This is a genomic window from Sporosarcina sp. AD_1 (genome assembly GCF_057373025.1).
In genome coordinates, this window is the sequence record NZ_JBPVIR010000018.1 from 1 (window position 1) to 14348 (window position 14348).

15 protein-coding genes are annotated in these 14348 nt (G+C 39.8%); 6 read left to right on the forward strand and 9 right to left on the reverse strand.

The genetic code is table 11. The features are described 5' to 3' along the window. Positions 1–87 precede the first annotated feature (87 nt). Together ACSW3C_RS19835 and ACSW3C_RS19840 are read right to left on the reverse strand one after the other, a co-directional pair. The gene (locus ACSW3C_RS19835; RefSeq protein WP_486564825.1) at positions 88–462 is read right to left on the reverse strand and encodes an SLAP domain-containing protein; all 375 of its coding nucleotides are present in this window, start codon (positions 460–462) and stop codon (positions 88–90) included. A gap of 123 nt (positions 463–585) precedes the next feature. Beyond that, entirely contained in the window at positions 586–1554 is a 969-nt protein-coding gene (locus ACSW3C_RS19840) for an LCP family protein (protein WP_486564839.1), read from the reverse strand. A gap of 249 nt (positions 1555–1803) precedes the next feature. Here ACSW3C_RS19840 and ACSW3C_RS19845 point away from each other — a divergent pair, with 249 nt between their 5' ends. Continuing rightward, a complete protein-coding gene (locus ACSW3C_RS19845; protein WP_486564826.1) occupies positions 1804–2142 on the forward strand; it encodes a hypothetical protein in 339 nt (112 codons plus the stop codon). A 281-nt stretch (positions 2143–2423) separates the two neighbouring features. On the opposite strand, the gene ACSW3C_RS19850 is transcribed toward ACSW3C_RS19845, so the two are convergent. Together ACSW3C_RS19850 and ACSW3C_RS19855 are read right to left on the reverse strand one after the other, a co-directional pair. Next, on the reverse strand, positions 2424–3215 hold the full coding sequence (locus ACSW3C_RS19850) for a cytochrome c oxidase assembly protein (protein ID WP_486564827.1): 792 nt from the start codon (positions 3213–3215) through the stop codon (positions 2424–2426). Further along, positions 3205–3714: a DUF2243 domain-containing protein gene (locus tag ACSW3C_RS19855; protein WP_486564828.1), complete on the reverse strand. Its 510-nt coding sequence runs from the start codon at positions 3712–3714 to the stop codon at positions 3205–3207. Before ACSW3C_RS19855 ends, ACSW3C_RS19850 begins: the two co-directional genes overlap by 11 nt. Positions 3715–4191: 477 nt before the next feature. Between ACSW3C_RS19855 and hprK the strand changes: the two genes are divergently transcribed. Together hprK and ACSW3C_RS19865 are read left to right on the forward strand one after the other, a co-directional pair. Further along, positions 4192–5121: an HPr(Ser) kinase/phosphatase gene (gene hprK, locus ACSW3C_RS19860; protein WP_486564829.1), complete on the forward strand. Its 930-nt coding sequence runs from the start codon at positions 4192–4194 to the stop codon at positions 5119–5121. 232 nt (positions 5122–5353) lie between these two features. Further along, complete coding sequence (locus ACSW3C_RS19865) at positions 5354–5908, forward strand: GNAT family N-acetyltransferase (protein WP_486564830.1); 555 nt, start codon at positions 5354–5356, stop codon at positions 5906–5908. A 345-nt stretch (positions 5909–6253) separates the two neighbouring features. On the opposite strand, the gene ACSW3C_RS19870 is transcribed toward ACSW3C_RS19865, so the two are convergent. Continuing rightward, entirely contained in the window at positions 6254–6460 is a 207-nt protein-coding gene (locus tag ACSW3C_RS19870; RefSeq protein WP_486564831.1) for a transcription initiation factor TFIIIB, read from the reverse strand. Positions 6461–6590: 130 nt separating this feature from the next. Here ACSW3C_RS19870 and ACSW3C_RS19875 point away from each other — a divergent pair, with 130 nt between their 5' ends. Continuing rightward, positions 6591–7253, forward strand: coding sequence for an MOSC domain-containing protein (locus ACSW3C_RS19875; protein ID WP_486564832.1), 663 nt, complete (start codon positions 6591–6593; stop codon positions 7251–7253). Positions 7254–7902: 649 nt separating this feature from the next. After that, on the forward strand, positions 7903–9705 hold the full coding sequence (glmS, locus tag ACSW3C_RS19880) for a glutamine--fructose-6-phosphate transaminase (isomerizing) (protein ID WP_486564833.1): 1803 nt from the start codon (positions 7903–7905) through the stop codon (positions 9703–9705). A gap of 378 nt (positions 9706–10083) precedes the next feature. On the opposite strand, the gene ACSW3C_RS19885 is transcribed toward glmS, so the two are convergent. From ACSW3C_RS19885 to ACSW3C_RS19900, 4 genes are all read right to left on the reverse strand, one after another. Continuing rightward, on the reverse strand, positions 10084–10623 hold the full coding sequence (locus ACSW3C_RS19885; RefSeq protein WP_486564834.1) for a GNAT family N-acetyltransferase: 540 nt from the start codon (positions 10621–10623) through the stop codon (positions 10084–10086). A gap of 346 nt (positions 10624–10969) precedes the next feature. Then, positions 10970–12058, reverse strand: coding sequence for a sensor histidine kinase (locus tag ACSW3C_RS19890; RefSeq protein ID WP_486564835.1), 1089 nt, complete (start codon positions 12056–12058; stop codon positions 10970–10972). Then, the gene (locus tag ACSW3C_RS19895; RefSeq protein ID WP_486564836.1) at positions 12055–12741 is read right to left on the reverse strand and encodes a response regulator transcription factor; all 687 of its coding nucleotides are present in this window, start codon (positions 12739–12741) and stop codon (positions 12055–12057) included. The genes ACSW3C_RS19890 and ACSW3C_RS19895 overlap by 4 nt, the downstream gene beginning before the upstream one ends. 15 nt (positions 12742–12756) lie before the next feature. Continuing rightward, positions 12757–13335, reverse strand: a complete 579-nt coding sequence (locus ACSW3C_RS19900; RefSeq protein ID WP_486564837.1) for a class I SAM-dependent methyltransferase — start codon at positions 13333–13335, stop codon at positions 12757–12759. Positions 13336–13874: 539 nt separating this feature from the next. Between ACSW3C_RS19900 and ACSW3C_RS19905 the strand changes: the two genes are divergently transcribed. Continuing rightward, positions 13875–14255 carry a hypothetical protein gene (locus ACSW3C_RS19905; protein WP_486564838.1) on the forward strand — a complete coding sequence of 127 codons (381 nt, stop codon included), beginning with the start codon at positions 13875–13877 and terminating at the stop codon, positions 14253–14255. The last annotated feature ends 93 nt before the right edge of the window (positions 14256–14348 follow it).

Sequence of the window (14348 nt, forward strand, 5' to 3'; positions counted from 1 at the left end):
AAACCAGCAGACGCTGGTTTTTTTGTTTTTCTTTCTTATGAAGAGAGCCATAACATGGGTTTCCTTAATGTAAAATTCTCCCTTATTTCATTTCAGTAAGTCAATACTTACAGTCATCTGCTCCGTAATTTCTCCCTCTTCAGTCGATTCAGGTGGGAAGACAAACGACCAAGGCATAGTGGAATAAGGAGGGATGACTAGCGACTCATCAAATATATTTTGCGCTACCCTCTTTTTTTGGTCATAAAGCTGTACTTGAATTTTCCCTATCGTAACTGGGTATGCAGTTCCGTTTTGGAGAAAGACAGTTGCCACGATGCCACCGTTCCTTTTCCGTTTGACTAAGAATGGGGAGGCACCAAATGAATGGGAAGTGGGCAGGGCGGTAAAAGCGGCTGTCAGTTCGGATTTGCTTTTAGACGGCAGCGTTTGATCCCAAACCGGATGGAAATGCAAATTCATACTAAAGGACCTCCTTGTTATTATTGAATGCTTTCATTTTAACATAAAAGAAGAATTGAATTTTTTGTTTAAAAAACAGGCAAAGGGAACATGAAAGTTCTCCTTTGCCTGTGTCATCATCATTTATTCCTGGGCTTCGCCATCTTTTGTTGTATCCGCTGCTGTATCGACGGAAGGATTCAAGAACTCGTCAATGGCCTGAATGTTTTTCTCGAAATCAATATCAAGAACTTGCCCAACATTGACATCGCGATCTATGAAAGAATGATCCACCGGAATCCGCATCGTTTCAAGGGAGCCGGTTTTATTTTCTAACATGCCCTTTGCGATGGATAAAATTGTTTTCTTATCTAAGTTTGTATTTACATACGCGTCAGCTGTTCCAAGCAGTTTTGGCAGGTTGACTAGACTATGAAAGCCTACTGCTTCATCCTTTAACTTAGAAAGAGCTTCCTGCTGTCGTGCTACCCGTCCAAAATCACTCATTTTGTCATGGCGGAAACGGACATATCCGAGCAATTGTTCGCCGTGCAATGTTTGTTTGCCTGGTTGCAATGTCATGCCGATGCCGTGCTGCATGGTATACGGAATGTCCACTTCAATGCCGTCCGGTGCGATAAGGTCAACCATTTTCGGGAATCCATTGAAATCTACAATCGCATAATAATGGACATCTAAGTCGAAATTCTCTTTTAATGTTTGTCTGACCAATTCCGGCCCGCCAATGGAAAAGGCGGCATTCATCTTTTGTTTGCCATGGCCTGGAATAGACACATACGTATCCCGCATGATGGAGATGAGTTTAACTTTTTCTGTCTTTTGATTATAGTTGGCTACAATTAATGTGTCCGACCGGCCGTCCTCATCTTTACGGGCGTCTGAACCGAGGAGCATGACGTTAATTTCACCGAATTTTGGTTCTTCCCCTTCAAATAAATCAAATTCCTTATCCTTTACTGTGCTGTCAACGGCTTCCGTAAAGCCTTGATTGTACTGGTACACCCAAAAAATGACCCCAGCTCCAATAAGCAGAAGGAGCGAAAGGAAGATAATGCCTTTTTTCTTCGTCCGTTTCTTCTTGCGTGTTTGCATTCTATTCATAATTAATCACCTAACATTCTATATGATGAATTCCTATTCTTTATATGGATTAACTCTAAAAAAGAGACTACACGTCATAATCTGCCCATCGTATGAGACGCGCTAACTGGCTAAAAGGTTTCCCGAACACCGTATTATAGCATTAATTATGCTCTTAACATATATCCAATTTGTGTTTATTGACTTCACAGAAGAGGGAAGAGGTATAGTAGTTCATTGATTTAGGAAGGAGTGGCATACATGAGAAAGGCAGAAACATTACAAGACTTTCAAGCTTTAGCTGAAGACGCCGTTCAAAATAACAGGGAAGGTACAATTTATCTCAACCAGTCAAACGAGCACTTCGAAGAACCAATCCTATCGGATGAAGATACTGCCGGGCGCGCGCCAATGCAAGTGCTCCGGTTTATTTTGAAAACAGAAAACGAAACGATAGTTTGGGAGTATCCTTTTTCGGAAAACGCTGAACTGGAGGGAATGAACCTCCAGCTGGAAACAATTTATCAATACTTTCCGAAGCGTGTGATCGATTTGGACGAAGCAAAGCGCTTGATCCACGATGGTGAAAATCGCTATTAATTATTTCATTGTTACTCTATTGAAAAGTAGTAATTTTGATTCCACTACTTCTCGGACAATCTCTTTCTTACTACAAAACTTTTAATTCAAAAGTGCATGTTTACACATCAGGTTAGACATTTCGCTTATTTAATTCTTGCCTGTATATTATTTCGTGTTTTTACTGGAGATCAAGCCAAGGCATGATGTGCACGTGCAATGCAACGGTTACGCTGCAATGCTGTTAGTTGAATACAGCGAAGGAACGAAAAAAGTTAGAACTTCCATGGTACACCAGTCTGTTAGTGCTCGGCAATGGCAGCAGGCAGGGGGCGGCGTCTGCCGGCTCGGTACCACTGGTGGAAGAGAACGATGATTACCAATAAATCAACTGCATCCCCTCCATAATACATAAGCATAGCACCAAGGCGTGCATCTTCTATTTCCACTCCTGCCGGTGGATAGGCATATAAATATTTTGATAGGATGCCATGCCCCGCGAGAGCTACTATAAATATTGCGGTTCGGAAACGAAAAGAATGCCGGTGAGCTACGGGATCAATATATATCATAGAAATGGTAAATAAATATCCCGCCGCAAAGACATGGAAATGAACAAAAATATGAAGAAGGAAGCTTGTGTGCATCGCTTGGAAAAGTCCAGTTGTGTAAAGTATCCAAAGTCCACCAATGTTTAACAGGGACGCTGTGATGGGATGTATATAAAATCCTGCCACTCGGCTTGAAAGGAATTTGCTGATACGTCGGGCTCGATGCACTTTCAATGTCCGCAATACGAGTGTCATTGGAGCTGCCAAAACCATCAGCAACGGTCCAAGCATACCGAGAAGTAGATGCCCGGTCATATGCCATGAAAACGAATGGCGGGAAAGGGCAGCAAGCGGTCCAACAAGGGCAGCCAGACAACAAAAAATTCCCGCGAACCATAAAATTGTGCGGTAAACTGGCCATTTGCGAAGCCTTTGAACCTGGTTCGTTTTATATACTGCCCAGCTATAAGCCAAAAGCGCCATACATGCTGGAATGCCAAATAATAAATTCATGAGGGACCAAGCTGACTCATTATGCATCATGGAGTACCGTTCCTTTAACCATTCGATGATTTTGTTTTGCGTTTCGGATCAGGAGAGTTCCTGCAACGATCATAATGATAGCTGTGACGTTCCACACAACATCATATGGGACAATATCGACATGATATCGGATTTGATGAATACGCATCACTTTATGTTGGATCGTTCCGTCATATAGCTGAAACGCACCTCCACCAATCAGTTTGCCTCCCCACCACACTTTATGCCACAGTGCATTCAAACGCCGGAGATCAGCCACCAAATACAAGCCGCCGACTGTCGCAAACCAACTAAATGCATGGAACAGTCCATCCGAAATAAGTCCGACCGCTACTGTCGATTTATCATAAAACTTATGCCAGTGCAGCAATTGATGAAAAATGGTCTCGTCAATAAAAGCAACAAATCCGAGACCAAACAAAATGCCTGACCAGAGATTCTTTCTATAATGAAGTTCACGGTTCTTTAATTGCTGCAAATGTTTGGAGTCCGTTTTCAAGCAACCCCCTCCCGCCTATCAGAATGCATTCGTTATGTAGAGTATTACCGCTAAGTCGGTTGCGTAAACCGCCTCTGGCTGCAAAGAGGATGGCTTGTATATAACTTTCAGACGATTTTTTGCGAAATGAAACGCTGAATAAAAGAAAGTTATGCCAGAAAAGCTAGTTTAGCGCAAGGGAGGAGCCGGAAAAATCGCTGAATGCTCAAGAAAATTGGAACACGATGAAAACCGTCTGAACACCAGAGAAAAGATGCTCCTCTTGTTCAGGGAGCTCTTGAAAAACTAATCATTAAAGGTGATCTTATGATCATAGGTCTGGTTGGATAGACTAACTTTTACAATTGGATTTCATAGAAACGGAAAAACTTTAGTGATATATAGCCGATTTATGCAATCTTGTCAAATAGAAAACCATATTTCGGTCAGCCCATGTTATAATAAGGCAAATTCATTGTAAACGAAAGGTGACCGGTTATGAAAACAGTTACGGTGGGCGATATAGTAGAGCGATTCCGATTTGAAGTATTGGTGGGGGAGAATGAATTGCATCGGCCATTGAAGCATTCGAAAGTCCGCCGCCCCGGATTGGAATTCATGGGCAAGTTTGATTTCATTACGACTGAGTATGTCCAAATTCTTGGCACAAATGAAATCAATTACTTGCATACGCTCTCGGATGAAGAATGCAAGATGCGGATCAGCAATATTGTGACTTATGATCCGCCGTGCATCATCATCACGTCCAATCAGGAAGAACCGCTTGGCCTTCGCCAGTATTGCACGGAAGAGCATATTCCTGTTTTGCGGACAAAGGACTCCATGAGCGAACTGATTGCCAAGCTCGATGCGTATGTCATCAAGGCGATGGCACAAGAAATAGCTATTCATGGCGTCTGCGTCAATGTATCAGGAATCGGCATTTTGCTGCGTGGAAAATCCGGTGTTGGAAAAAGTGAAACCGCTCACACCCTGATTGGACGCGGGCATCGCCTTGTTGCCGATGACATAGTTGTCCTAAAGAAATTGAGCCCGCAGACATTGCTTGGCAGCCATGACGAAAAAAATAAAGAGTTCCTGGCTTTGCGAAGTATTGGCCTTCTAAACGTAGTTCGTTTATACGGCCGTGCGGCTTTCCAAGAAGAAACGAGAATCGCACTCGACATTGAACTGACAGAATGGCAGGAAAATGCGCTTAATAATGAACTGGAACTTGATCAAAAATACAAATACTACATGGATGTTCCGATTCCACATATTCAAATTCAGCTGCAGCCTGGTCGTGATGTCGCAGGACTCATTGAAGCAGCGGCCAACAATTGGTATTTGCAGCAGCAAGGGTACAGTGCGGCAGAGGAATTCATGAAGCGGCTTGAATCAGAGTTTGAGGAAGAGCCAAAAAAGTAATATCGATGGCTTGCCCCTTTATATAGAGCTTAAAGGGGCAATTTTATTGCCTTAACTAAGCGTAATATTTGGGTAAAGTCAGCGATAGTGCTTTTATCATTGGGATAATTGATAACTTCATGCCATTCAAATAATAGCTATGATTAAGCTTCTCTTAATACATCTGAGGGGTATATGGGGGGAATTTGTTTATCAAATCTGGTAGTCATCTAGCGAAAGTGAGGAGATTCGTATGAATAAAGAAAAAAATTTTACGATCGACTGTGGGGATATCCTATTAAGAGAGTTCTGTATCGACGACGTAGACGCTATTTATCAATTGACTTCAGAACCAGAAGTATATAGATATTTGCCGGACTGGCGATCCACGAGGGAACAACGGCTGGAGTGGGTCACTCATTATGAGATACCAGACAACAAACGATTCCTCGAGGCTGTACCTAATATTGGTCAGCATTTTTTAAAGCTCGGCATTATTTTAAAGGAAACCGGCGAGTTTATCGGTTTTTGCAATACAGGAATTAAAGAGGAATTGCCCGAGCCGAACAGGGAAGTTGCTTACGCAATGTCCACAAGGTATTGCAATAGAGGCTATACTTCGCAAGCTGTCAAAGGGTTAGTAAATTATTTATTTACTAATACGGACGTTACTCAGGTCAATGCGGTTGTTCTTCGAAACAATATAGCATCAAAAAAGGTAGTCGAAAAATGTGGATTTCAATTAGTCGGTGAGGCCATTATTGACGAAGAATTATTTGATCAATACATGGCTTATAAGTTCACGTAAAAGTGAAACTTTTCTCAAAAATATTCGTATAGATTATAAGGATATTTCACTTTTGGGAATCGGATTACAATGAGGTGAGCACGAATGACTGGCAGATTTGAGTGCAATTTTAAAAACAAAGAAGTTCGAATGTTTATATATATAATGGGACCGTTTTCTATTGTTGGGTTACTATTGCTGTTTAACTTAGAAAACAGATACTTTCCTTTCGTCCAATTGATTCCGCTTATCGCATGGACTATCTATTACATCTGGCGCCATTCCTATCGCAAGAAAATGAAGATGGAATCGTCTAATCGGTAAAACCTTTAAACGAACCGTCCAACACCGGGCGGTTCGTTTTCTTCATTTCTCAACCGTCTTTCGGAAAGAGCCAGGATTCTCAACATAGCTTCCAAGGATCCATCCGCAGTCAGTGCATATCAAATGAATCAAGGCTGTCCCAAACCCTAATCTTCCATAGGGGGAAATAGTTCCGTAGCCACTTTGTTTTCCGCGTCCGATCTCTGTGCCTCCACATTGTGGACATTGATCAACTTCATATTCTCTCATCGAATCACTCCTTGCCTTATATACGCATGGAATTAGAAACGGATTCACAAAATACCAGTTTTCCCTAAACAATTTGGAATAAATGCTATATAGTTAATGAAATACATATTGAATGATGGAGGGAACTGAGTTGAGTCAACCGGAAATTGTCACTTTTTCAATCGGAAAACCGAAAACAGTTGTGTACGGAGAGTCAAAGGAAATGGTAACAGGCATATGCAAGGACCAAATTGAGGAGGCGTTCCTATCCAAGGACGGATTCCATGGAGACGGCGTGGCGGATTTGCGCTTTCACGGGGGTCCTGACAGAGCAGTATGCGTCTATCCGTTTGAGCATTATGCCCAGTGGGAGAAAGAGTTTGAACAACCTTTGACTCGTTCAACGTTTGGAGAAAATCTGACGGTCTTGAATATGCTAGAAAGTGAAGTTTATGTAGGGGATATCTATCAAGTTGGAGAAGCAGTTATTCAAGTGACACAAGGAAGGGTACCATGCAGCACAATTAACAAACGGACCGGCTTGCCGCTCATCATGAAGCGAATGATTGATACAGGTTATACCGGCTATCTATGCCGAGTGATTAAGGAAGGGGTTGTTAGAAGCGATTCCCCAATCACACTCATCGAACAGCATCCGGATCAGATCTCCATTGCCTATTGCAATGAAGTTTATTTCCGTGGTCAAAAAGATGTGGACGCTATGAAGCGGATTGTTGCCGTTGAACCGCTTGCAGACGAGTGGCGGAAATCTCTTCAGAAACGTATTGAGAAATGGGAAACGGTTAAAGGATAAGGAATAGTGATAGTTCAAAGGATAGAAGAGCTTTTTTACTTCGCTCTATCTATCCTTTTTATCTACAAACATACACATTGGATAGGGAAGTGGTAAATAAAATAGAGTACAAAATTAGATTGGGTTAAAGTTAATTAGTATACACGGTTACAATCCTATCACTGATCTATATGTAAAAAAAGCCATATATTATAATGTTGATGGTTCGACTTACAATAAAAAATACACACGAATTAACTTAAAGAAGTTGTTAAACTCACAGAGGCCTTTTAAATCACTTCCACACTACCTGAATAATCGGACTTTCTCTATGGATTGACAAAAAAATAGCGAGTTTTGTATGATTAACGGGTCGGTTTTTACTGACCCGTTTTTAGGAGGGGAAATAAACGGCTAAATCGGAAACCAATTATAGCGCCAGTGCTGGGGAAATCGGACGGCCCACATTCCCAGCAGACGAGGTGGAGGAGTATCGAAACATTCGGCGGATGCCTCCCGATCGAAATGCCCGATTGTAACTTTTGCCCGCAAAACATCCGAGCGATTGGATGGACAACAAGGCAAAAAGGCTAATTCAAACAAGTGAACGGCAAACACTTCTGAAATCCCGAGGTGGGCTTTGCCATTTCTTCAAAAGGAGGAAATCAATATGTGTGGAATAGTCGGTTATATTGGAGAACAGGATACGAAAGAGTTTTTATTAAAAGGGCTTGAAAAACTTGAATACCGCGGCTACGATTCAGCAGGCCTTGGGCTGCTCACTACGAACGGTGTGAAGGTTATCAAAGAAAAGGGCAGGATTGCAGATTTGCGCAATGCCGTCGACCCTTCTCTTGAATCAAAAACAGGAATTGGCCATACGAGATGGGCGACCCATGGGATTCCAGATCAGAAAAACTCCCATCCACACCAAAGCAAAACGGGACGTTTCACGCTTGTGCATAATGGGGTCATTGAAAATTATGTTCAGCTCCAAAAGCAATATTTGCAAGGTGTAACAATGAATTCGGATACCGATACGGAAGTAATTGTGCAATTGGTTGAGGTGTTTGTCAAAGAAGGCATGACAACGGAAGCTGCTTTCCGCCATACCCTTTCCATTTTACATGGTTCCTACGCGATCGCCATGCTGGATTCGGAAGACCAAGGTACGATCTATGTAGCGAAAAACCGCAGTCCATTGCTTGTCGGTGTGGGAGAAGGCTTCAATGTCGTCGCATCCGATGCCATGGCGATGCTGCAGCTGACAGACCAGTTCATCGAGCTGCATGATGAAGAAGTTGTCCTTGTTACCAAAGAGGCAATACGCATCATGACACTCGACGGCACGGACATCAACCGTGCGCCATATACAGCGAAACTGGACATGAGCGATATTGAGAAAGGCACGTACCCGCACTATATGCTTAAGGAAATTGACGAGCAACCAGGTGTCATGCGTAAGATTTTGACAGCCTATACAAATGACAGAGAAGAACTTGCGATTGATCCGGCAATCATCCAAGCGATTCAAGACGCCGATCGCCTTTACATTATCGCAGCTGGCACAAGCTACCATGCTGGCCTGATCGGCAAACAATATTTTGAAAAGCTTGCAGGCATTCCTGTCGAAGTGCATATTTCAAGCGAATTCGGCTATAACATGCCATTGCTCTCGAAGAAGCCATTGTTTTTATTCATCACCCAATCAGGTGAAACGGCAGACAGCCGCCAAGTGCTCGTGAAAATCAAAGCACTCGGCTATCCAACAATTACAATGACCAACGTTCCGGGCTCCACATTATCACGGGAAGCGGATCATACATTGCTGCTTCACGCTGGTCCGGAAATCGCAGTCGCGTCGACAAAAGCGTACACAGCACAAGTAGCCGTACTTGCGATTACCGCGTACGTCGTCGCACAGCAATTGAACAAGATACTTGATTTCGATGTGAGACAGGAGCTCTCCATTGTCGCAAATGCCATCCAAACTCTCGTTGACTCGAAGGATGACATGGAACAGATTGCGAAAGAGTACCTGGAAACTACACGCAACGCGTTCTTCCTTGGCCGTAACTTAGACTTTTACGTCAGCCTGGAAGGTGCACTCAAGCTAAAAGAGATTTCCTATATCCAAGCAGAAGGTTTTGCTGGAGGAGAACTGAAACATGGAACGATCGCCCTTATCGAAGAGGGTACACCAGTCTTCACACTCGCAACTCAAAAATCCGTCAGCCTCAATATTCGAGGAAACGTGAAAGAAGTCGTTGCTCGGGGTGCCCATCCATGTATCATTTCCATGGAAGGAACAGAAGAGGAAGGGGATCGCTTCGTCTTGCCGCCAGTCCACGAATTATTGACACCGATCGTTTCCGTAGTTCCGTTGCAACTGATTGCGTATTATGCTTCCTTGCATCGTGGTTGTGATGTAGATAAGCCGCGGAACTTGGCGAAGAGTGTTACGGTGGAGTGATATCAATAGAGTAGTGAAGTGTTTTATGATATAACAATTTAGTATTCAACTGATTATGAGTATTGAATTGCCTGACCGAGTGCGTCTCTGATCATGTCAAAAATAAAAAGGTTTACTAAATCGGTGTAACCCATTTAGTAAACCTTTTTTATCTTTCTATCAGAATGTTATACTTTAGCAAATATTGATGGCTATAAAAAAAGCCTAAATCGTTTCAACTGCAACACTACGTACTGCATCATTCATCCATCTTCTACTGAAGAGGTTTCTAATAGCTAAACATCATGCCTCTAATAAAATGAAGGAATCTTAGCCTATGTCAATTTGAATTCATATAACTTCATCAACAGTTACTTAATTCACAAAAATCAATATGATTTAATCCGCTTGCATTTTATTATAGTCACTTTGGAGCATGGCCATAATAATTTCATCTGAGTATGTATCATTATAATATAAGGATTGACGCAAGACACCTTCTTTTACAAATCCAACTTTCTCATACGCTCGAATCCCACGTAAATTATGGCTAAACACTTCTAATTGCAAACGATTTAAACGTAATTGCTCGAAAACAAAATGTAAAACGATTTTAATCGCTTCACTTCCAAATCCTTTTCCAGTTAAAGAAATAGAATTCATTGAAATTCTGAAACCTGCTTTTTTATCTTCCTCATCTATTTCAAAGATCGAAAGTTCTCCAATCATTTCGTCAGTAGCTTTAATACAGATAGCAAAATCATAACGGCTCGGATCGTTGTCTATAGTAGTTAAATGTCGTTTTATTTGTTCTAGTGTGAAATTCTGGGTTGTTCCTGTCATATAGCGTATTTCTTCGTCTTTTGTATTTTCTAATAGGATAGGGGCATCCGCCTCACAAAGGGGTCTTAAATAAATTCTTTCGCTCTCTAATTTCATTACGCCTATCTCCTTATTAATGAATTTATCCATTCATTTTACTCTCAATTCGTACTTTGTTATCTGATCGTAAGCTAGCAAGAGCATGGATGATGGGTATTTCGCCTTCAAATAAGTAGTTGGCAGCATCATTCTTTTGCTTTTTTTATCACTATCATGGTCTTACCAGCCATGTAAATAGGTAAAACATATTCTAATTTTGCAAATCATTCATTAAACGAATTACTGTTGTCGCAGGAGGGTTCAATGTCTCGATTGACGATCATTTACTTTCTAACTTAAGTGAATGATACAAGATACTTCCAATTAATGATTCTGATACTTCTTTATTGGGGAGGATTGCATGTCATTGATATAATGGTTGCTCTACAATAAAGGTGATCCAGCCTTCCTTATATTCTGCTCGAATATCTCCATTATGTAATTCAACAATTCTTTTAGAGATGGCAAGTCCAAGCCCTGTACCTTGACTATTTCTTCGTGCTTTGTCACCGATGAAAAAACGTTCAAATAATTTGTTGATGTCTTCTACAGGCGAATCCTTAACCAGGTTTGATACTTTTAAAACAGCCAGAGAACCATGGGTTTCCAAATGGATGTATACTTGTGAAGGTTTCATGCTGTATTTAACAGCATTCATAAGAAGATTCTCAAAAACACGGACCATTTTTTCAACATCTACAGAAGCCGAAATATCTTTATCAGGCAATTCACTTACAATGGTTAGCTGTTCCCTTTCAAAAATAGGAACGTATTCTCCAATTAATTGCTCTAAAACCCCCGTCAACTCCACTTCATTGAAGTCTAACTTGAAATCAGGGCTCGATAAATGGGTATATTCAAAAAGTTCATTAATAAGAGCTTCAAGTCGTTTTGACTTTGAATAAGATGTTTCGAGATACTCTCTTAATTGATCATCATCTGAGTATTTCCCGTTTATGATCAAGTCCAAATACCCGATAATAGAAGTTAATGGAGATCGTAAGTCATGAGATACATTCGTAATCAGTTCATTTTTTGTCATTTCCAATTGTCTTTCATACTCAAATTTGTCCGCCAGTTCTTTTGACATACTATTGATATTTTCTGCAAGTCTACTTAGTTCATCATGACCTTTCTTCTCAATTGTCATTCCTAAATTTCCACTAGCAATTTCGTTAATACTCTCTGAAATGCGCTGAATGTACGTTATTTTGTTTCGAGTTATGATTAAGAAGGTAATAATAAAAGAGAGGATTACAAAGCTAAATATCAATAAAACTATCGTATTATAAGCGGTTACTCCGATGTCTTCTATTGTGATATATTCAAGTTGTAATATATACAAAACAATTCGCGAGATAATTGTCATGACAATGAGTGAAACAAAAAAACTAATAGCAATAGCTACTAGAAGTTTTACACGCAATGAATTCCTGATCCAATTCTTAATCATATTTTATAGCCGACCCCCCAAACCGTTTTAATATAAATCGGATGTTTAGGATCGACTTCAATTTTTTCGCGAATTTTTGTAATGTGCACCATCACCGTATTATCCGATCTGAAAAAATCCTCTTTCCACACAGCTTCATATATTTTACCTACGCTTAATACGATGCCTTTGTTACGGGCAAGGAGCTCAAGAATATCGAATTCCTTCGGTGTCAGCCTTACATCTTTCTCTCTCACCCACACTTGTCGAGTATCCATATTAATTTTTAAATCTCCAATTTCAATGGTGCTTTTTTCTGCTTCCGTTTCGTTATTGTATCGTTTATATCGTCTAAGCTGTGACTTTACTCTTGCAATAAGTTCCAAGGGGTTAAATGGCTTTGTCAAATAATCATCTGCCCCCGTAGCCAGCCCTTGTATTTTATCCAGATCTTCTGCTTTAGCCGAAAGCATGATGATCGGCATATGCCTTTCTTCTCTTATCTTGATGCAGGCTTCAATTCCATCCATTTTCGGCATCATAATATCTAATATGATTAAGTCAAAGTCCTCTTTTTCGAGCAGTTGTAACGCTTCAATTCCATCTTCTGCTTTTATTGTTTGCATTCCTTCATTTTCTAAATAAACGGAGACCAGGTTTCGAATGTCTTTATCATCATCTACAATTAATATTTTTGTTCTCAACCTACTTCACATCCTTTATTCATTCCTATCAACGGTTTGATTCTGGCAACTTAATACAAAAGCGGGTGGCATATTGCGATATTCAAACGTAATATCAATTTGTTTGAAAAAATGATTAAAAAGTTCTTTTTTAAAGAGCGTGTACTGAAACGTAATAAACTTCCCATTATTACGTAACAATTTTTTTGTTTTATTTAAGATAACATCCGAAACACTCTTCGGCAAACTTGCAAAGGGCAAACCAGAAATAACATAGTCAATATAAGGAATATTATACTCTTTAGTATAATGATCAATATTCTCTACCGTATCATTTACGAAAATCAATTTATCATCACTTTTATATCGTTCTAGTAACATATCGTAAAGCACTTTGTTGCTTTCAAATACCATTACGATCGTATTTGAATTTCTGTATTCGACTATTTTATCTGTAAATACGCCAGTTCCCGCCCCGTATTCAACAATATAATCAGCTGTTTGAAATTGAACATTTTCCATCATTTTATTGGCCAGATAATCAGAACTGGGTAAAATAGCTCCGATTTTGCTTGGTGAAAAAAGATATTGTTGAAAAAACTTATATGCTTTCAAGTTCTATTCACTCCTTCGAAATGTGTTTCTAAGGATAGAATAGATTGAAAACCTAAAGAAACAGTGGCAAAATTTCTTAAGAATTCTTAAGATGTATTAACATGACCTTGGAAAAAATTTTGGACCGTTTTCGAAGGGGAATTTCGGAAAGCATGGCTGAAAGATTAACGGGTTCGGAACACGGGGAGAAAACAATAAAAAACATATCAATTGGGGACGCAATTCGCATATGAATTGTTGTCCCTGTTTTTATTGTTTTATCAATTTTTTGACCCTGAATATACCCGATTAGGTAAAGTTATTAGCATAGCTATTCGCAAGACCGCATAAATTTATGTGCCGTTGCGGATTAAAGTGCTAATTGTACTGTTAAAATACCTGTTAATTTGTTAAATAATAGTTGTAATAAAAATAAGATTTACGGCAGTTAAACCAAAGGAAAGAAAGTTTTTTATGATAATATATATTATAGTTAAAATATTCATTCACCAAACAGCCAGTTTATAAAAAAGGGTTTAGCAAAGGGGTGGGATTTTCACATGAAAAAAAATATAATAATTGCTGCCTTAAGTGCTATTTTGATTCTAATGTTTTTTTATATGAATTTTGGAAAGAACGTGGAACATGAAGTATTATTGACCGAAGATTTTCCTGTTTTTATACAAAATGCTATTCAGGACAATCACAAGAAAGATGGGTTTAGTGTATTTCAGGATGAAAAGAACACATATATTTACTATATTAGCGACTCAGATCCGAATGAGTATATAACAACCGATATAGATTTGAAATATAAAGGTGGTAAGTATGTCGCCATTGCAACAGTGAAATCTGCTGTAAATATCCCAAATACTGATAAGCTAATAAAACTTAGTAAGATAGTAGACAAAGACCTCGTCCTAAAAGTAAAGATTAAATAATTGAAGAAACAATACTTCCATTAACGGCTGCGATCGTGGGACAAATTTACAACAATAAAATATGGCAAGTAAAAAAAACGCACAACACTGTGC

What these genes read in the sequence shown, in the direction of transcription:
- ACSW3C_RS19850 (WP_486564827.1), bottom strand. Translation starts at nt 3,215, where the DNA reads ATGATGCATAATGAGTCAGCTTGGTCCCTCATGAATTTATTATTTGGC.
- ACSW3C_RS19905 (WP_486564838.1), top strand. Translation starts at nt 13,875, where the DNA reads ATGAAAAAAAATATAATAATTGCTGCCTTAAGTGCTATTTTGATTCTA.
- ACSW3C_RS19840 (WP_486564839.1), bottom strand. Translation starts at nt 1,554, where the DNA reads ATGCAAACACGCAAGAAGAAACGGACGAAGAAAAAAGGCATTATCTTC.
- ACSW3C_RS19870 (WP_486564831.1), bottom strand. Translation starts at nt 6,460, where the DNA reads ATGAGAGAATATGAAGTTGATCAATGTCCACAATGTGGAGGCACAGAG.
- ACSW3C_RS19865 (WP_486564830.1), top strand. Translation starts at nt 5,354, where the DNA reads ATGAATAAAGAAAAAAATTTTACGATCGACTGTGGGGATATCCTATTA.
- ACSW3C_RS19845 (WP_486564826.1), top strand. Translation starts at nt 1,804, where the DNA reads ATGAGAAAGGCAGAAACATTACAAGACTTTCAAGCTTTAGCTGAAGAC.
- ACSW3C_RS19835 (WP_486564825.1), bottom strand. Translation starts at nt 462, where the DNA reads ATGAATTTGCATTTCCATCCGGTTTGGGATCAAACGCTGCCGTCTAAA.
- ACSW3C_RS19890 (WP_486564835.1), bottom strand. Translation starts at nt 12,058, where the DNA reads ATGATTAAGAATTGGATCAGGAATTCATTGCGTGTAAAACTTCTAGTA.
- ACSW3C_RS19885 (WP_486564834.1), bottom strand. Translation starts at nt 10,623, where the DNA reads ATGAAATTAGAGAGCGAAAGAATTTATTTAAGACCCCTTTGTGAGGCG.
- glmS (WP_486564833.1), top strand. Translation starts at nt 7,903, where the DNA reads ATGTGTGGAATAGTCGGTTATATTGGAGAACAGGATACGAAAGAGTTT.
- hprK (WP_486564829.1), top strand. Translation starts at nt 4,192, where the DNA reads ATGAAAACAGTTACGGTGGGCGATATAGTAGAGCGATTCCGATTTGAA.